Source organism: Longimicrobium sp., assembly GCF_048594345.1.
GTDB lineage: Bacteria > Gemmatimonadota > Gemmatimonadetes > Longimicrobiales > Longimicrobiaceae > Longimicrobium.
In genome coordinates, this window is record NZ_JBMDXM010000161.1 from 1 (window position 1) to 18,167 (window position 18,167).

Here is an 18,167-nt window from a genome sequence, read left to right on the forward strand (position 1 = left end):
CGAACTTCGGCGCGCCCCAGCGCCAAGTAGTCTGGCTTTGTTTGCCGCTCCGCTTCGTCACGGGTGCAATGCCGCTGTACTCCTGGACCTCGCTGGCGTTCTGGAAGCGGTCGCGCCGGCTGCCGAAGGCGCTCAGAAGGCGGGGCGCCATCGCCGCACCGCTGCCGGGGAGTGATTCAAAGAGGTGGGCGTCGGGGTGCTTGCCGAAGCGGTTTGCGATCTCCTTGTCGTAGCGGGTGATGCCGGATCGGAGCGCTTCGATCTGCCGGGCGAGCACCTGTACGTTGAGCGCGGAGATCTCCACGATCGCCGGATCGTTCGTCAACGCGACCGCGGTCTGGATCTGCGCGATCCGCTGCTCGATCAGGTCTGCGCGGCGGCAGTTGTGGCCGTAGTAGAACTTGCGGATCGTCTGCGCCTTCTGGCTCTGCACGGCCGGGAGCGTGGGCCAGCGCTGGAGGAAGTCGGTGGCGAGCTGGGTGTCGAGCTCACCCACCCAGGACAGCGCCTGCGGAAAGTAGCCCTTCAGCTCCGCGGTGAGCTGGTTGATGAGCCGGGTGCGCATGTCCACGGCCTTGCGCCGGGACTCCACCAGGCGGGAGATCGCGCGGGTTTCGGCGTCGTCAGGCGTCCAGCGATGCAGCCGGTCTTCGTGCTTGCTGAGGAGTTCGAGCAGGAGGTGCGCATCGTCCGGGTCGTCCTTGGCACCGTTAGGCGCGAATGCCTCGCGGAAACGCTTCAGCGTCCGCGGATTCACCGGGAAGAGTACGATGAAGTCGTGCTCGAGCAGCGAGGCCACCAGGCCGCCACGCCTGGTTTCCACGCAGATGCCTACCTTGCGGCCGCCGAAGCGCTGGCGAAGCGCCGCAATCCAGTCGGCCAGGACGCGGGGGTCCTGCCGGATCTGGCCGGCTTCGAGGACGTCCGACCCATCTTCCTGCAGGCACAAGTCGTGGTGATCATCGGCCCAGTCGATCCCGATGCGGGCAGCGAGTGCGATCGTGTCGTTCATTCCACGCCTCCCCGGAAATGAGGGGTGAAGGACTACACACGCACAGCTCCGGTCCCGCGAAAGCCTTATAGGCGAGACCTCAGGGACGGGTCAGCATCCAGAGTATTCGTTGCTGGACCGGAGCACACCGACGCGCTCGTACGTCTCTGTATATTCGTTGCCGAATGGAACAGTTATCCGTAGCGCGGCGGTGCGTGTGTGCGAAAAACAAGCTTCCGGCGGAGTTATCCACAACCTGCTGCGGGGAGCAACGCGTGGGGGCACTCTCCTCGCAGCCCGTGGATAACTCCGGAATAACTATAAGGAACGGAGAACAGCCAGAGGAACAGAGAACAATGGGGGATGGGCCCCCTCTGTTCCTCTGACATTTGTCTGTTCCTCTGTACCCTTCCTCAGTTCAGCGGAACCGTCGGCTCGGGACAATGACGGCCGCGGCGCTCGAGGCACGGTTGTTTACAATGCGGTGCAGCCCGTCATTCAGCCGCGCCTCGCCAAAATTGATGAGCAGCCCCACCGGCAGGTCAAGCAGCCGCAGGTAGGTAAGGATCTGACGGGTGTGCACCGGTGCGAGCTTCTCCAGCGACTTCAGTTCCACGACGACGCTTTCCTCCACCAGCAGATCCACACGGAACGCGTTCGCAATCGAGATCCCCTTGTACTCGAACGTGATCTGTTTTTCCTGCTCGACGTGCAATCCCCGTTGTTTCAGATCATGGGCAAGAATCAGCCGGTATGCTGTCTCGATCATGCCCGGCCCAAACCGGCTGTGAAGGCGGTAGGCGGCGTCTACGATCTCACCCGTGATCTGATTGATCTCTGTCATCCACCCATCCCTGCATCGCGTGCTATGTGGCTTGGCGTCAATGTAAGTTTACAGCGTAGACAAACAGTCTGGAAGGGGCACGGGAGCAGGGCGGGGGTGTACCGGGGCGCATGCCGACGCAAGCGCTTTCACTGCAGCAGGTTTCCGATCGCATCCGCCAGAAGGCCCGGGAGATGGGCTTTGGGGCGGTGGGCTTCGCGCCTGCGCACGCGAGCGCGTACGGAGATGCGTACGCGCGCTGGATCGCGGAGGGGATGCACGGCGAGATGGCGTACCTGGCCCGCGAAGACGCCGTCGCCAAGCGCCGCGAGCCGGCGGTGCTGGTGCCCGGCGCGCGCTCCGCCGTCGTCGTCGCGATGGAGTACTTCAACGCGGACGCGGACCCCGCGGTACCGGGCGATCCGTCGCGCGGGATCGTTGCACGGTACGCGCGCAACCACGACTACCACGACCTGATGAAGGAGCGCCTGATCGCGCTCCAGGACTGGATCAACACCGAGCTTCTGCCGGTGCGGGGGCGCGCGTACGTGGACACGGGCGCGGTGCTGGAGCGCGAGCTGGCGTCGCGCGCGGGGCTGGGATGGTTCGGGCGCAACACCATGCTCATCCAGCCGCGCCGGGGCTCCTACTGGTTCCTGGGCACCATCCTGCTGGACGCGGAGCTGGCGTACGACGCCCCGTTCGCCAGGGACCACTGCGGCACCTGCGCCGCCTGCGTTTCCGCGTGCCCCACCGGCGCCCTGCTGGGCCGCGACGAGGCCGGCGCGCCGCGGATGGACGCCCGGCGGTGCATCAGCTACCTGACCATCGAGTTGCGCGGCCCCATCCCCCGCGACCTGCGGCCGATGATCGGCAACCGCATCTACGGCTGCGACATCTGCCAGGAAGTATGCCCCTGGAACCGGTTCGCCACGCCCTCGTCGGAGGAGGCGTTCCTGGCGCGCGAGGGGCTGGACGGGCCGTCGCTGATCGAGTGGATGACGATGACGCAGGAGGAGTTCAGCGCGCGCTTCAAGGGCTCGCCCATCAAGCGGGCCAAGCGCCGCGGCCTGCTGCGCAACGTGGCCGTCGCGCTCGGCAACTGGGGCTCGCCGGAGGCCGTCCCGGCGCTCGCGATCGCGCTGCACGACGAGGAGCCGCTGGTGCGCGGGCACGCGGCCTGGGCGCTGGGGCGCATCGGCACGGAGGCGGCGCGGCAGGCGCTGCGGGGGAGGGAGGAGGTGGAGCAGGACGCGTGGGTGCGGGAGGAGATCGCGGTGGGGCTGGGCGAGGGGTAAGCGACTCGCCGCCGGAGGCCCGCCCTTCGCTGCCTACAGACACCTCTCCAGGATATCCAGCCCTTCCCGCACCACCTCCGGTTCAATCGTCAGGGCAGGAAACATGGTCAGCAGGTTCTCCTTCTCCGCGCTCACCAGCAGGCCTGCCTCCCGGCAGCGTTCGCCAAGCCGGGACGCATAGTCGCTGTCCTCGCCAAACTCCACGCCGATGGCCAGCCCCTTGACGCGCACCGACGCCTGCTCCGCGAACTTCATCCCGCCCAGCCGCGCCCGGAAGGTGTCGCCCCGGGCGGCCACGTTCGCCAGCAGCGCCGCGCCGTGCCTGCGCCAGTACTTCAGGTTCGCCAGCGCCGCCGCCACGGACAGCGGGTGCCAGCCGTAGGTCGAGTAGAAGTCTACCCCCGCGGCGTCGGCGACCGCCTTCGTCACCAGCGTGGCCCCCATCGGCGCGTAGCCCGCGGTAATTGCCTTGGCCATGCACAACACGTCCGGATCCAGGCCGAAGTGCTCGGACGCGAACAGCCTGCCGGTGCGGCCAAACCCGGTCGCCACCTCGTCCATGACGAACAGCGTGCCGTGCCTGCGGCACGCCTCGCGTACCCGCGCCATGAACTCCGCCGTCGGGATCAACACGCCCAGGTTGCACACCACCGGCTCCATGATGAACGCCGCGACCTTCTCGCCCTTCAGCAGCCGCTCCACACGGTCGGCGGCCCGGCCGTCCAGCGGCGGCTGCACCTGCCGGCAGTGCGGCAGCAGGTTGGGGTACGTCCCGCGGTCGCCGGCCAGGCTGCGCGCCCCGATGGTGTTGCCGTGGTAGCAGCCGGCCAGGGAGATGAAGCCCTGGCGCCCCGTGGCGGCCATCGCCACCTGCATCGCGATCTCGACGGCTTCGGATCCGCCCGTCGCCCGGTAGCACTTCGTCAGCGTGCCGGGCGTGATCTCCGCCAGGGCCTCCGCCAGCTCCGACCAGCCGCGAAAGGTGTAGTCCGGGTGGACGTAGGCCGGGCCGTCGAAGCCGCGGACGGCGGCGAGGATTTCCTCGTTGCCCCAGCCCAGGTTGCCGACGCACCAGCCGGCCGTGAAATCGACGTACCGTTTGCCATGGTGGTCGAAGATGACGCTGCCTTCCGAGCGGGCGACCTGCACGCCCTCTGCCGCCTCCGCGCGGGCCAGGTATCGACGGTCGCGCTGCGCCACGTCCATGGCCGCCTCCAGGGGTTAGAGCGGGGTCTTTCGAGCTCACGGGCCATTGAACCTCAGCCCCCCAGCTTCTCCGCCTGCACGTTCAGCATCTCCAGGTCGGGGAGCGAGCCGAGCAAGGTGAGCGCGTGCTTCGCGAGCTCGCGCGGAACCCCGCCGGCAAGGTGCGTGAAGCGGCCGCCGTTGTCCGGAAAGACGTCGAAGATGCCATACTCGCCCTCATCGGTGTGGATCGCGAACCACGCCGTCGTCTTCGGCTCGTCCATGACCACCGGCTGCGCGTCACGAAGAAACTGCTCGACGTCGGCCTCGTGTCCGGACTTCGCCCTGAACGTGAGCAGCAGGCCTTTCGTGTCCGGCTCGCCTGGCGCCACCGCCGGCATTTTGTCGGCAAGGACAACGAGCTTCTGAATGCGGGGTGCCTGCGCGAAGAGCTCGCCCCCGCGCTCGGTGAGCGCCTGGGCCACCGGTCCGGCGAGGTGTGCGTCACGTGCCTGGTCGTCCGGAAAGACGTCGAAGATGCCGTACTCGCCTCGCCCAAAGCGCACGGCGAACCACGCGACGGTCCCGGCTTCCCGTTGCACCAGGGGGAGCGCGGAATGGAGGAACGCTTCGACCTCTTCTTCCTTCCCCGACCTGGCTTCCAGGCGTACGAGCAGGCCACGGCTGATCATGGTGTGCCTCCAGTCAGGATGAAAAGTGCGTGGTACTCAGCCGCCCGGCCCGCGCGGCGCCCTGCCGTAACCCGCCGGATCCACTTCCTCCATCCGATAGCCGAGCGCGGGCGCCACCCCCGCGATGTCCGGCTCCCAGCGCGCGCGCAGCTCCACGTATTCGCGCGCGCCGGCCTCCGGATCCGCGCGCGTGGGGATGTCCGCTTCGCGCAGCCGCAGCAGGGCCCGCCCGTAGCGCAGACGCCCGCGTTCACGCGACTGCGCGCTGTCCGCGGACGGCGCATCATGCACTGGGAAGTTCTCCTTGAGGGTGCGCAGCAGCAGGGCGCTGCTCCGCTCCAACTCGTCCAGGCCCGCGGATTTCTGCAGCCAGCCTACCTCGCGCGGATCCAGCGCGGTGCGGATGAGCGCGGCCGCGTCGAGAATCACCAGCAGCATGCGCGACGCCGCGTAGAAGGTTTCCTGGAAGCGGAAGTAGAACAGCACGGGATAGAAGTGGTGCGTCTCCTTGATCGCCGCGACCTGCCCGGCCAGCGTGGACAGGTTGTTGTAGCCGCCGTCGAAGCGTCCTTCCGGGCCCCAGCGCGCGATCAGCTCCGCGGCGTCGCCGGTCTCGCCGCTCTGCGTATGCACCATCAGCCCGAGCGTGTTGCGGCTGCGCAGGGCCGAGTAGACCTGCATGAGGTAGGTGAGGGTGAGCGAGGTCACCGACATCCCCACCAGCGAGTTGAACAGGAAGAGCAGCTTGTAGCCCGGGCTGGTGGGGCCGTAGTCGCTGGCGCCCACGATGGACATGCTGCTGCCTCCTACGAACATCGCCGTGATGAAATCCGTTTCGGAGGGGCCGGAGCTGGATGTGACGCCGGTGCCGAGCGCCGGATGGATGACGAGGCCGGCGCCGAGCGCCAGCAGCACGCCCCACGTCAGCACCAGCGCGACGAGCTGTGCGGGCCCGCAGTAGCTGAGGATGCGGGCGTGCCTTCCGCCGGCCAGCCCGCGGAAGACGCGCCACACGCCCCGGGCAAGCCGCGGCGCGAGAAGCCCGGCGCCCGCACGCGCGTACAGCACGGTGAGGAACACGTCCAGCAGGGTGATCGCGAGCACGACGGCGCCGGCGAGCGGCTCCAACCAGTCCTGCATGGCCAGCCTCCTGATCGAGGGGAACCCAGCATGTGCCCGCGCCGTGCGCAAGCGTGCGGCGGACCAGGCCGCCGCACCGCCGCCATCCTGATCCCCTGCCGCGCCTCCGCGGCGCACCAGACGTCGATCCGCTGGCCGGGAAACCCACTCGATGGCCGTACCCGACGCGAGCGTGCGGGCTGGCCACCCGTGGCTCGGCCCGGCGGGCGGGCGGGGGTCGGCAAAGCGCCGGCCACGTCGCGTGTCACCGGGCACCCTCGCATCGGCACTGCGCCGCCCGGTAGCACGCGCCGGGATCTGCGTGTGGGTGTTCACTTCGCCGGTCCATGCCGTGCGGCCTCCCTGCCGCCCCGCCGGTGAAACGGCGCGGGTGAGCGCACTCGGACGAGGCGCACTCAAACGAGGCGGAGGGAAAGAAGCATGGAAGCGACGACGGCGGTGACACGCGCGCGGGCCTTCCGGCCGGAGGATGCGGGGGTGCTCGGCACCGGGACCCGCACTCCCGGCTGGAATCTCGCCACCGAGAGGAGGATCGACGACGGTGAGGCGATGGCGAAGGGGGTGGGGTGGTTCAGCATCGCTCTGGGGCTGGCCGAGGTGGTGGCCCCGGAAAAGATCGCGGGAGAGCTAGGGCTGGAGGACAAGAAGAACCTCGTCCGCCTCTATGGCTTTCGCGAGATCGCCAAGGGGGTGGGAATCCTCTCCAATCGAAAGCCGGCCGGGTGGGTGTGGGGGCGCGTCGCGGGCGACGCGCTGGACCTGGCGACGCTCGCGAGCGGACTGCGCAAGGACAACCCCAAGCGCGACAACGTCCTGAAGGCGATCAGCGCGATCGTCGGGGTGACGGTGCTGGACGTGGTGGTCGCGCGCCAGCTCAGCGCAAGCAAGAACGAGCCGGTGCGGCACGACTGACGGAGCGCCGGGCGCCCGCTCGAGTGGCGGGTCCCTTTCTCAGACCGGAGCGGTTACGATGAAAGCATTGAGCTGGCACGGGCGCGCGGACATGCGGTGCGAACAGGTACCGGATCCCATCCTCGTCGATCCCACCGACGCCATCGTGCGGATCACCTCGACCGCCATCTGCGGGTCGGATCTGCACCTGTACGACGGGTTCAACCCGTTCATGGAGCCGGGCGACATCCTGGGCCACGAGCCGATGGGGATCGTGGAGGAGGTGGGGAGCGAGGTGCGCCGGCTGCGGAAGGGGGACCGCGTGGTGATCCCCTTCACCATCTCCTGCGGCGCCTGCTTCTTCTGCCAGAAGACCCTCTACTCGCTGTGCGAGACCACCAACCGCAACGCCGATCTCGCCCGGAAGGTGATGGGGCACACCACCGCGGGGCTGTTCGGCTACTCGCACCTGACGGGCGGTTACGCCGGAGGGCAGGCCCAGTATCTGCGCGTTCCTTACGCCGACGTGGGGCCGCTCCGCATCGATTCCGACCTTCCCGACGAGCAGGTGCTCTTCCTCTCCGACATCTTTCCCACCGGATGGATGGCGGCGGTGAACGCGGAGATCGAGCCGGGCGACACGGTGGCGGTGTGGGGATGCGGCCCCGTGGCGCAGTTCTGCATCCAGAGCGCCTGGATGCTGGGGGCGGGGCGGGTGATCGCCATCGACCGCGTGCCGGAGCGGCTGGAGATGGCCCGCACGCACGGCCGCGCGGAGACCATCGACTTCATGAAGGTGGGCGTCTACGACCAGCTGATGGAGATGACGAGCGGACGCGGCCCCGACCGCTGCATCGACGCCGTGGGCGCCGAGGCGCACTCCGCCGGGAGCATCGACTCGCTGTACGACAAGGCCAAGACGATGCTCATGCAGGAGACCGACCGTCCGCACGTGATCCGCGAGGCCATCATGTGCTGCCGCCCCGGCGGGACCATCTCCGTGCCCGGCGTCTACCTGGGCTTCGTCGACAAGATTCCCATGGGCTCCTACATGAACAAGGCGCTCACGATGAAGACCGGGCAGACGCACGTCCCGCGCTTTCACGACGAGCTGCTGCGCCGCGTGGAGTCCGGTGAGATCGACCCCTCCTTCGTGATCACGCACACCGTCCCGATCGACAAAGGCCCCGAGATGTACAAGACCTTCCGGGACAAGGAGGATGGCTGCATCAAGGTGGTCCTGAAGCCCTGGGACTAGGACCGGGCGGCGGATGCACGAAGGCCCCGGCGGCCGTGGAGCCGCCGGGGCCGTGAAGGTGGCGATTCGCCCCGATGTTTTTCGGCGAAGACCGGCCCCGCCGTCCGCCGCATGGACGGCGGGGCCGGTTTGCCTCGAAAAGCTTCCTACGGGTCAGGGAAAGGTATCCCCGGGCTTCGCTCGCACCGTTCTCGTCCGGTCGAGAGCGGGATCGAGAAACGGGGAAGTCGAAACATCTCCCAGGAAGTCTGCCCTTGGAACCGGTTCGCCACGCCCTCGTCGGAGGAGGCATTCCTGCCGCGCGAGGGGCTGGATGGGCCGTTGCTGATCGAATGCATGACGATGACGCAGGAGGAGTTCAGCGCGCGCTTCAAGGGCTCGCCGATCAAGCGGGCCAAGCGCCGCGGCCTGCTGCGCAACGTCGCCGTCGCGCTGGGCAACTGGGGCTCGCCCGAGGCCGTCCCCGCGCTGGCGATCGCGCTGAACGACGAGGAGCCGCTCATCCGCGGCCACGCGGCGTGGGCGCTGGGGCGCATCGGCACGGAGGCGGCGCGGCAGGCCGTGCGGGGGAGGGCGGAGGTGGAGGAGGACGCGTGGGTGCGGGAGGAGATCGGCGGGGCGCTGGCGAGTTGACGACGGGGGGGTGGGGGATTTCTGCAGAGTTAATTACTGTCCGCGTGACGATGACCGTTTTATGGTTCGCCCGCGTCTTTCCTTTGATCGGCTCCGCTACGATCCGGACGTCCAAGGCCCGGTAGTCGGCTCCGCGGTGAGCGCACATGGACCGGAGGGGATACCCGCCACGTGCCTTGCCTTCTCACCTTCACTCGCCGGCCTCGCGCAGGCTGAGCACGCCCAGATCGAAGAGCGACCGCGCGTCGGGGTCCAGCGCCTTCAACTCCGCACAGCTCCGGCCGGGCAGCTCGGCGAGGGCGCGCGCCTGGCCCGGGCTCAGGACGCCGCTGCGAAGGTCGGAGACGACGATGCGCGCTGCGCGGTCGTACTGGCGGACGAGCGGGCCGAGCTCTACCTGCAGGGACTCGAAGTCGACCAGGGAGGCCTCGGGCAGCGCCAGCGCGGCGCCCAGCGCCGCCTCCATCGCCCGGCGGTGGTAGTGCGCGTCGATGTACGCCCTGCCCATTGCGCACCTCGCCCGCAGCGCGGCCCGGTCCATGAGCGCGGCGTGGATGCGGTGCGCGACAACCTCGCAGGCCTGCGGGCCTCGTTCGACGATCGCCGCGGGCTCAAAGACGTCGAGCCCGTGCCCTTCGGGGAGCAGGTGGCGCATGTTGCCGCAGCCGTTGGTGAACACCGGGCAGCCGTTGTACACCGACTCGAGCACGTAGAACCCGAAGCTCTCGGGGACGGTGTTGTACGCAAGCCCGAACGCGCACTGCCGCATCAGCTGGAAAAGCGCGCGCTGGTTCAGCGCAGGCACCGGCACGAACAGGTCCTCGGGGGTCCAGCCGCGGGGCTGGAGCAGGCGCCGCATCGACTCCAGCCGGCTGCCCAAGAGGTTGTCTTCCAGCGTGAGCAGGCGCACCGGGCGACCGCCGGCTTCGCGCGCCAGCTCGTTGAGCGTAGCCAGGATGCTCACCGTCGCCAGCGCGTCCTGCTTGTCCGGCTGCAGCGCGTGCCCCACCACGTCGCCGCTGTCCAGCAGCGCGCGCACCGCGAAGGGGATCTCCGCCCCCGGCACGTCGCACCCGTCGGGTTCCTCGACGCAGGGGAGCGCCAGAGGAACGGCGGCCACCTTGCCGAAGGCGCGCGGGTCCAGGCAGCGGCGGCGCTCCCAGTCGGGAAAGGCGAGCAGGGAGGTGAGCACCCGCGCGAGGTAGTCGGAGTTGCCCAGGTGAAGGTCGATGGATTCGTTTCCCAGCCAGCTTCCCGTGTTCCAGAAGAGGCCGTGGTAAAAGACCGCGCTGCGCCGCGCCCACTGCCGGCCGGGAGGACACAGCCTGAGGCCGCCGTCGTCGTACAGCGCGAGGTCGGCGGGGGACGCCGCGACGAACTCGGCGCGGGCCTTCGCCAGGTGCAGCGGCAGGAGCAGCTGGATCTTCGACGCGGGCACGGGCCCCTGCACCCGGGTGCGGTAGCCCGCTTTCTCGAGCGCCTGGACCAGGTACGCGTTCACGAGCCCCAGCGATCCCGGGAACGGGGGGACGCCGACCTTCTCGAAAACGGCGTGCGCGGTCTTCATGCCGGCCTCCCGGACCGCTCGACGTGGTGGCGGCGGGGGAGCAGGAGGCCGGCGGCAAAGGCACGGATCCGGTGGCTAAGCCGAAGGTTGTCATCCAACATGTGAGACATCCGCGAGTGGTAGCAGCGGAGCGCTGCTGGCTCCTCCCCGACCTCGCTCCTGGCCTCTCCAGCCCCTTCGTCCCCGTGAACGCCGTCGCCCGGCTCCGAGGCGGCAACGCCTGGGGAATGTCTTCGTGCAAGCGGCGGTGGCCGCGGGTGTATCCGCCGGCAGTTCGACGGCACAACCCGCCCTTCGGCCCCGGCTCTCACACGCGATCGATCCGGATCCCGCGCCAGAGAGTCCGCTCGTCTATGTCCTTCTCTTCTCGCCCACATGGCGGTGGTTGCCGCTACGGCTCGCCTGAGGTCGATAGCGTTTACTCGAGGTGAATCGAGCGCATCCCACAAGATCCGACCGGATGTGTGCGTTCCTGATCTGCAAAGAGTAATCAGCCGATCGCCGAAACGCAAAGATTTTTTCGGACGATCCCGGGAGGGATTTCGTCACCGGTTCCCGGCGTCAGGCCGGTCGCCTCCATCCGGGCTCCGCGTGCCCGCATCGGCAGGACCGGAGCGGCCGGGCGGTGACGGCAACGGTACGGGGCTTCATCGGCGGGTCTGCTCCGCGGCGGGGGAAAACGACACACCTGTCAGCCGCTCCGACTCGCTCCACAGCCGAGCGGCGGCGTCCCGGTCCAGCGCCTGGTGCGGGATCCTGGCCTGGGCGGGATGGCCGCGGCTTTCGCCAAGCCGGTCAGGTCCGTAGTACGCGCCCCCGCGGGCGCTGGGCGAGGTCGCCGCGAAGAGCGTGGGCAACGCGCCCTGCGCCACCGGCTGAAAGAGAAACCACAGGAACCGGCGCGCCATCCCCGCCGCGCTCCACGCCCCCGCGCCGTTGGGCAGCAGGTCCGTGCGCGAGATGCCCGGATGGGCGGCGATGCTCTGGATGCCCCATCCGCCGGCGTCGGCGCGGCGCTGCAGCTCCAGGGCGAACATCAGGCAGGCCAGCTTGGACTGGCTGTAGGCCGCCATGGCGTTGTAGCCGCGCTCCGACTGCAGGTCGTCGAAGTGGATGGCGCCGTTCCGCGCCGCGATGCTCGAGACGGTCACCACGCGGGGCGTGCTCCCGTTGCGCAGCAGGGGAAGCAGGTGCGCCGTCAGGGCAAAGTGGCCCAGGTGGTTGGTGCCCAGCTGCAGCTCGAACCCGTCGGAGGTCGTCTGTCGATTCGGCGGTGTCATCACCCCCGCGTTGTTGATCAGCAGGTCCAGGCTGTCCCGCGACTCGCGCAGCCGCGTGCCAAAGGCCTCGACCGACGCCAGGCTGGCGAGATCCACTTCCTCGAAACGGAGGTCGGCGCCGGCGACGTCCTGGCGGATGCGCTGAACGGCGGCCAAACCCTTCGCGCGGCTGCGGCCCGCGAGAATGACGGTGGCGCCCGCGCGGGCCAGTGCCAGCGCGTCCTCGTACCCCAGGCCGCCGGTTCCGGTGACCACGGCCGTGCGGCCGCGCTGGGAGGGGATGTCTGTCCAGTTCGCCATGGTTCTTGCCTTTCCAGGGAGGTAAGAGGTAGACTGAGCATAAGAATAATCTGCACTCAGTGCAATTAATAATGCACCAGGTGCAAAATTGCAAGGGTCATCCCATGTCAGAAACTCTCCCCCCGTGGCGCGTCGTCCCCGCCGAGGGCGCGCGTGACCGCAAGCGCCGCGAAACGCGTGAGCGCATCGCCGAAACGGCGCTCCGGCTGTTCCTCGCCCACGGCTACGAGGGCACGACCCTGGACGTGATCGCGGCCGAAGCCGGGATCTCGCGCCGTACCTTCTTTTCGTACTTCGGCTCCAAGGACGACATCGTCATGTTCTGGCAGGAGGCCAGCTGGGACAGCATGCGGGCCGACCTGCTGAAGACGTCGCCGGACGTGCCGCCGCTGGACGCCGTGCGCGACCTGATGATCGAGTACATCTCGCGCTACACCACGGAGCAGATGACGACGCTCGACCGGCTGGTGCGGTCCAGCGAGTCGCTGCTCGCGCGAAAGCAGACGTTCTACGCGGCGCAGGAGCAGGCGCTCTTCGCCACGCTGTGCGAGGTCTGGAGGCAGCCCCAGCGCCGCACAGGTCTGTGGATGGTGGCGGTGGTGAGCATTGGCGCCATGCGGCTTACCACACAGCGCTGGAACGACCCGGACGGGCCGCCCAAGCCCATGGCCGCGTTTCTCCGGGATGCCTTCGACAGCGTGAGGGCCGAGCTCTGCCCGGCCGGGGCCTGACCCGCCCGCGGGAAAGGTTAGCGGGGAAAGGGATGGACCTCCCGCCGTCCCGGGCGGACGGGTATGGATGTTGGGCCTGGATCCGGAACAGGAGTTCCGGCCGTGCAACCAATTGTACTAGTACGGAGTCTGATTGTGACCGAGACGCGAGGGCCGATGCTCCCTCGCTCCGGATTCACATCACAATCGGATGCTCGCCATGGCACGCTCCCCCTCCCGCTTTTCATCCTCCGTCCTGATCGTCTGCGCCGCGGTTCTCCTGGCTCCCCGCCCGGCGTCCGGACAGGCATCCTCCGCCAGCTCCGCTCCCGCGATCGCCTGGGTGGACACCGTGTTCAAGGACCTGGGGCCGGATGGGCCGGGGTGCGCCGCCGCCGCGTCACGGCACGGCCAGCCACTGTTCGCGCGGGCCTACGGACTGGCGCAGCTGGACGAGCGCCGCGCCGCGTCGCCATCCACCGTGTACCGCATCGGGTCCGTCGCCAAGCAGTTCACGGCCATGAGCGTGGTGCTGCTGGCCCAGGACGGCCGGCTGTCGCTGGATGACGACGTGCGGCGCTGGATCCCCGAGCTGCCTGACTACGGCCACACCATCACGCTGAGGCAGCTGCTCACGCACACCAGCGGGCTGCGCGACTACCTGTCGATCCTGTACATGCAGCGCGGCGGAGGGCGCCGGGTCACCACGCGGGACGCCATGGAGACCATCGTGCGACAGCGGGAGCTCAACTTTGTCCCCGGCACCGACTGGGCGTACAGCAACTCCGGCTACTTTCTCCTGGGACAGGTGGTGGAGCGGGTGTCCGGGCGCACACTTCCGGAGTTCGTGCGGGACCGCATCCTGGCGCCGGTGGGGATGAACAGCACCACCTTTCCGGAGGACCTGAGCCAGGCCTCCCGGCGGGCCGCGGGATACGACTACGCCGACTCGGTGTGGACCCAATCGACCGAGCCCGTGCTGGCCCTGGGATCCGGGGGGATGTACTCCACGGTCGAAGACCTGCTGCGCTGGGCGGAGGCCCTGGCCGCCGGACGGGTGGGCGGGATGGAAGCGATGCGGATGATGGAGACGCCCGCGACGCTGGCGGACGGGTCCGAGGTGATGTACGGACTGGGCCTGGAGCTGGGGGAGTACCGGGGGCTGCGCGCCGTCTCGCACACGGGCGCCGGCGAGGGATTCCGCGCCGCGCTGGTGACCTTTCCCGCCCAGCGGCTGAGCATCGCCGTGCTGTGCAACGGCGCCACGGCCGAGGCCGCCATGCGGGCCCGCCACCTGTCTGATGGCCTGCTGGGGACGGAGCTGGCGGCGGCGGAAGCCCCTGCGCCCGCCGCGCCCGCCCCCCCGGCTTCGGCGGTGGACGACGGGGACCTGGCGCGCTTTGCCGGCGTGTACGTAAGCGCCAGCACGCTCATGCGGACGTTCGTCGTCGATTCGGGCGCGCTGCGGGTGCAGGTTGCCCCGGGCGTGCTCCGTCCGCTGGAGCCGCTGGGCGGCGGGCGCTTCCGCGTGGTCTCGACGGAAACAACCTACCGGTTCGGCCCGGGGACCGTTCGCCGGGAGAGCGCCGGCGTGGCGCCCGTGGAGTTTCACTACGCCGGCCCCGCCGGCGACACCGCGGCGGATCCGGCACGCTACGCCGGGCGCTACGAAAGCCCGGAGATGGGGGTGACCTGGGAGCTGCGCGCGGGCGACGACGGCACGCTGCGGGTGGTGCATGGCGGGCCAGGGTCTCCCGAAAAGGCCGACAAGGTGTTCCGGGACGGATTCACCTTCTCGTATGGGCTCATCCGCTTCGTCACCGACTGCCGCGGCGAGGTCGCCGGCTTTACGCTCGGTGACGACCGCGTGTACGCGCTGCGGTTCAACCGCGTGGGGCAGGGGGGTGCGTCCGCCGCCTGTCCCCCCCCGGCGCGGCCGGAGCCCGCGGCGGAACGGAAGGAGCCTCCCCGCGGTCATCCACCCGCCGCGGAGGATTCTCACACCCGCGCCGAGACGGAAGATCCACGGTGGAAGCTGCCCGGGCAACGACATCGTGCCGATACGAAATCTGAATCATGCGCTGCACGCAGTGCTCACCCGACCTTCGCTCCGCACCACGGATGACCATGCTCCGAAACGCGCTCCTCCTGGCCGCGTCGCTGGCAACGCTCCTGGCGGGCCGCGCGGCCGCGCAGGTGCCGGCGAACGCCGCCGCGCGGCTGGACAGTCTGCTTTCCACCCTCGCGTCCCACGACCGCGTGATGGGCTCGGTCGCGGTCCGGCATCGCGGGCGGCTGCTGTACAACCGCACCATCGGCTTTCGCGACAGCGCGGCGTCGGGGTGGGTTCGGGCGGACAACGCCACGCGCTACCGGGTGGGGTCCGTCACCAAGCCGCTCACGGCGGTGATGGTCTATCAGCTGGTGGACGAGGGCAGGCTGACCCTCGACACCCCGCTGGGCCGTTTTTTCCCGCGGATCCCCGCCGCCGACTCCATCACCATGCGTGACCTGCTCGGGCACACCAGCGGCATCGGTGACTTTGTCCCCGGGATGAATCCCGAGCGTGCGCTCAGCCGGGACTCGCTCCTGACCAGGATCACCGCGGCCCCGCGGCAGTTCAGCCCCGGCACGCGCCGGCGCTACAGCAACAGCAACTACCTGCTGCTGGGCTACGTCGTGGAGTCGCTCACCGGCTCGACCTACGCCGAGCAGCTGGCGCGCCGCGTCGTTCGCCCGGCGGGGCTGGAGCGTACCGCGATGGGCGGGGTGATCCGGCCGGAGGCGAACGAGGCGCGGTCCTACTTCTACGGTGACGGCCACTGGGCCCTGCAGCCGGACCACGCCATCGAGAACGCGGGCGGGGCTGGCGCCGCCGCCTCTACCGCGGCCGACCTGACCCGCTTTCTGCACGTGCTCTTTTCCGGCGGCCTGGTCAGCCCGGCCAGCCTGCACGAGATGCTGAACGGGTTCGACGACGGCACGCGCAGGAGCGGCAAGGGGATGAGCCCGTTCTCCATCCCGGGCACATCCAGGACCGGGTACTCGCACGACGGCAGCATCGGCGCCTTTTCCGCGCTGATGGGGCACCTGCCGGAGGACTCGCTGTCCGTCGCGCTGACCCTCAACGGACACAACTATCCGGCGAACCGCCTGTTTTTCCACATCTGGGACATCCTGCTGGACGGTCGTGCCCCGCTCCCGTCCTTTCTGCCCGTGGCGCTCCCCGACTCCCTGGCGGCCCCGCTGGAGGGGGTGTACGCGGCGCCCGCCTACGGGATCGCCATCACGGTGCGGCGCGCCGGCGCGGGGCTGCAGGCGCAGACCGAGGGGCAGGAGCCGTTCGCGCTGGAGTACATCGGCGCAAGGCGCTTTACCAACACGCACGACGGCATTCTCGTGGAGTTCGCGGAGCCGGTGGAGGGACGCTCTCCGCGGTTTACGCTGTTCCAGCAGCTCTACGCGATCCCGCTCGAACGCCGCGCGCCCGCGCCTGCCGCGGATCCCGGTACGCGCTGAGGGACCAGCAGACGCGACACGTAGACGATGCGTGGCTGGCGCGGAACGCCGGCCAAGAAGCTCCGTGAAAGCGGAAAGGGCGCATCAGGAGGTGACCGGCTGACGGGGCCGAGGGTGGATCGCCGGAGCGCTCCACCAAGCTCGGGTGCTGATATCGGTTGAGGCTGCGGCTATTGGATTTGCCGCACCACCGCTCGTACGTGCCGCATATTGTATCGATACAATCATAATATCGTGCTATTTAAGACGTGCTAATGAGGATTCGCCGCCGTCCCGGAGGCGATGCTTACCCACACCCCTGGAGGGTTTGTGATGCGAAACGAGAGATGGATCGTGCCGTTCCTGCTTGCCGCGGCGGTGGCGGCCTGCGACTCGGTACCCACACCGCCGGAAGCGGTGGGCGAAGAGAGCTGGATTCCCCAGGCCATCGAGGCGCGGGGTCTTAGTAGCGAGGGGTGGAAGGAGTGGGGCGACTACGTGGTTGCCGAGGGCGACGTCCTGCTCCGGAAGTCGGCGCTGGCGTCCGCCCCGCGCCGGGGTTCCGGGCCCCTGCGGCCGATGTTCCAGTTCCGCACGGCACAGCTGGTAGGATCGCCGCGCATCCACCAGCTGCGCGTGGACCTTAGCCAGATGGGCGCGGAGCCGCACTGGGCTGACGCCGCGCGGGCCGCGATGGCCGAATGGAGCGCCATCCAGGGCAGCTACATCCGGATGGTGGAAGGCTCGCCGGGTGACATCACCGTGCAGCTGCAGTGCTTTCCCCCGGACGACAACGGGGGTATCGCCAAAGCGGAGTTTCCCAGCGGGGGCGGCCCGGGCGCGGTGATCGTGCTGAACACCTGCCAGCGGGCGGACCTGGAGTACAGGTGGGAGGAGAAGATCTCCATCATGCTCCACAACCTGGGCCATACTATCGGCTTTCAGCACACCGACTGGCTGCAGAACGACGAGCCGGAGCCGCTGCACGTCTACGGCACCCCCTACAGCGGCGGGGACGACGCGTCGGTCATGAACGCCCGCCTGGAGGACCGGCACCTGAGCGCGTACGACCGCAAGGCCGCGCAGACCATGTATCCCCTCCCGCCGCCCGTGGTGACGGTGGTCAACGACGGGGGCCATCCCCGCGTCACCTGGACCTACCCGTTCGGGGCCACGGGCGCGTTCGCCGTGCGCCTGCTGCACAACCGCTACGAGCGCGCCGGCCGGCTGCCCCCCGAGACGATCAACGAGGAGTGGGTGCTGGGCTCCGGCTCCGGCCTGGTCACCCTGCACGACACGCAGCGTTCGTGGACGGGCACGTCCAGCTGCAGCGTGATGACCACGACCTACACCCGCAAGGAAGCGTGGCTGTACGAGGTGGTCATCCAGTACCCCAACGGAGGCAGCCTGGCCACCGCGTCCGCCCCCGTCGGAAGCTGCTGAGGGGCTGCGGCGGGAGACGAGATCCTTCGGTCGGCGCCAACCCTTTGTGTGAAAGCAGCCTGCGGAGCGGCGGCTCCCTCAGGTCAGGAAGTCAGCGCTGTGGACGGTTTGGCGACACCCTCTGACGTGAGCATGAGAGGGTGCTGCCAAACCTCGCCTGATCCCACCTGAGGCCAACTGTCATCCTGAGGGAGCGCACGCCCGTAACTTTCATCCCCACCGAAGCTTGCGCGCGACCGAAGGATCTTTGTCGGGTCGCTCAAGGCCCAGCCCTCGGGAGCCGTTCACGTCTCTCAGCCAGGCAGACGAGATCCTTCGGTCGGCGCCCCCTTCGCGTGAAAGCAGTTTGCGGAGCGGCACCCCCTCGGGAAGTCAGTGCTGTGGACGGTTTGGCGACACCCTCTCAGGCTCAGCCTCAGGCTCAGTAATCAAAGATCTCGGTCGATTTTTGAACACGC

15 protein-coding genes are annotated in these 18,167 nt (G+C 68.9%); 8 read left to right on the top strand and 7 right to left on the bottom strand.

The window, feature by feature from the left end; all coding sequences use genetic code 11:
- Together ACOJUJ_RS17590 and ACOJUJ_RS17595 are read right to left on the bottom strand one after the other, a co-directional pair.
- Positions 1-1,012, bottom strand: a 1,012-nt coding sequence (locus ACOJUJ_RS17590; RefSeq protein ID WP_420128212.1) for an IS110 family transposase, incomplete at its 3' end; no start/stop codon positions are given.
- 397 nt (positions 1,013-1,409) lie between these two features.
- Positions 1,410-1,835, bottom strand: coding sequence for a GxxExxY protein (locus tag ACOJUJ_RS17595; RefSeq protein WP_420128213.1), 426 nt, complete (start codon positions 1,833-1,835; stop codon positions 1,410-1,412).
- A 110-nt stretch (positions 1,836-1,945) separates the two neighbouring features.
- On the opposite strand from ACOJUJ_RS17595, the gene queG reads away from it, so the two are divergent.
- The gene (queG, locus tag ACOJUJ_RS17600; RefSeq protein WP_420128214.1) at positions 1,946-3,112 is read left to right on the top strand and encodes a tRNA epoxyqueuosine(34) reductase QueG; all 1,167 of its coding nucleotides are present in this window, start codon (positions 1,946-1,948) and stop codon (positions 3,110-3,112) included.
- Positions 3,113-3,145: 33 nt separating this feature from the next.
- Here queG and ACOJUJ_RS17605 read toward each other — a convergent pair whose 3' ends face one another.
- From ACOJUJ_RS17605 to ACOJUJ_RS17615, 3 genes are read right to left on the bottom strand one after another with little or no spacing between them, the layout of a single operon-like run.
- Positions 3,146-4,318 carry an aspartate aminotransferase family protein gene (locus tag ACOJUJ_RS17605; RefSeq protein ID WP_420128215.1) on the bottom strand — a complete coding sequence of 391 codons (1,173 nt, stop codon included), beginning with the start codon at positions 4,316-4,318 and terminating at the stop codon, positions 3,146-3,148.
- Positions 4,319-4,371: 53 nt separating this feature from the next.
- Positions 4,372-4,989 carry a hypothetical protein gene (locus tag ACOJUJ_RS17610; protein ID WP_420128216.1) on the bottom strand — a complete coding sequence of 206 codons (618 nt, stop codon included), beginning with the start codon at positions 4,987-4,989 and terminating at the stop codon, positions 4,372-4,374.
- A gap of 36 nt (positions 4,990-5,025) precedes the next feature.
- Positions 5,026-6,129, bottom strand: coding sequence for a two pore domain potassium channel family protein (locus ACOJUJ_RS17615; RefSeq protein WP_420128217.1), 1,104 nt, complete (start codon positions 6,127-6,129; stop codon positions 5,026-5,028).
- A gap of 420 nt (positions 6,130-6,549) precedes the next feature.
- Here ACOJUJ_RS17615 and ACOJUJ_RS17620 point away from each other — a divergent pair, with 420 nt between their 5' ends.
- The 3 genes from ACOJUJ_RS17620 to ACOJUJ_RS17630 all read left to right on the top strand — a co-directional run bounded on the left by ACOJUJ_RS17620 (position 6,550) and on the right by ACOJUJ_RS17630 (position 8,911).
- On the top strand, positions 6,550-7,041 hold the full coding sequence (locus ACOJUJ_RS17620; RefSeq protein ID WP_420128218.1) for a cyclase dehydrase: 492 nt from the start codon (positions 6,550-6,552) through the stop codon (positions 7,039-7,041).
- 58 nt (positions 7,042-7,099) lie between these two features.
- Positions 7,100-8,278, top strand: coding sequence for a zinc-dependent alcohol dehydrogenase (locus ACOJUJ_RS17625; protein WP_420128219.1), 1,179 nt, complete (start codon positions 7,100-7,102; stop codon positions 8,276-8,278).
- Positions 8,279-8,599: 321 nt separating this feature from the next.
- Complete coding sequence (locus ACOJUJ_RS17630) at positions 8,600-8,911, top strand: HEAT repeat domain-containing protein (protein ID WP_420128220.1); 312 nt, start codon at positions 8,600-8,602, stop codon at positions 8,909-8,911.
- A 190-nt stretch (positions 8,912-9,101) separates the two neighbouring features.
- Here the strand turns inward: ACOJUJ_RS17630 and ACOJUJ_RS17635 are convergent, their stop codons facing one another.
- Complete coding sequence (locus tag ACOJUJ_RS17635) at positions 9,102-10,478, bottom strand: hypothetical protein (protein ID WP_420128221.1); 1,377 nt, start codon at positions 10,476-10,478, stop codon at positions 9,102-9,104.
- 647 nt (positions 10,479-11,125) lie between these two features.
- A complete protein-coding gene (locus ACOJUJ_RS17640) occupies positions 11,126-12,058 on the bottom strand; it encodes an SDR family oxidoreductase (protein WP_420128222.1) in 933 nt (310 codons plus the stop codon).
- A gap of 104 nt (positions 12,059-12,162) precedes the next feature.
- On the opposite strand from ACOJUJ_RS17640, the gene ACOJUJ_RS17645 reads away from it, so the two are divergent.
- The 4 genes from ACOJUJ_RS17645 (at position 12,163) to ACOJUJ_RS17660 (ending at position 17,709) form a co-directional block, all read left to right on the top strand.
- Positions 12,163-12,789 (top strand): TetR/AcrR family transcriptional regulator, encoded by a 627-nt coding sequence (locus ACOJUJ_RS17645; RefSeq protein WP_420128223.1) that lies wholly within the window; start codon positions 12,163-12,165, stop codon positions 12,787-12,789.
- A gap of 199 nt (positions 12,790-12,988) precedes the next feature.
- On the top strand, positions 12,989-14,893 hold the full coding sequence (locus tag ACOJUJ_RS17650; protein ID WP_420128224.1) for a serine hydrolase domain-containing protein: 1,905 nt from the start codon (positions 12,989-12,991) through the stop codon (positions 14,891-14,893).
- On the top strand, positions 14,890-16,287 hold the full coding sequence (locus ACOJUJ_RS17655) for a serine hydrolase domain-containing protein (protein WP_420128225.1): 1,398 nt from the start codon (positions 14,890-14,892) through the stop codon (positions 16,285-16,287). Before ACOJUJ_RS17650 ends, ACOJUJ_RS17655 begins: the two co-directional genes overlap by 4 nt.
- Positions 16,288-16,599: 312 nt before the next feature.
- Positions 16,600-17,709, top strand: a complete 1,110-nt coding sequence (locus ACOJUJ_RS17660) for a M57 family metalloprotease (RefSeq protein ID WP_420128226.1) — start codon at positions 16,600-16,602, stop codon at positions 17,707-17,709.
- Positions 17,710-18,167 lie beyond the last annotated feature (458 nt).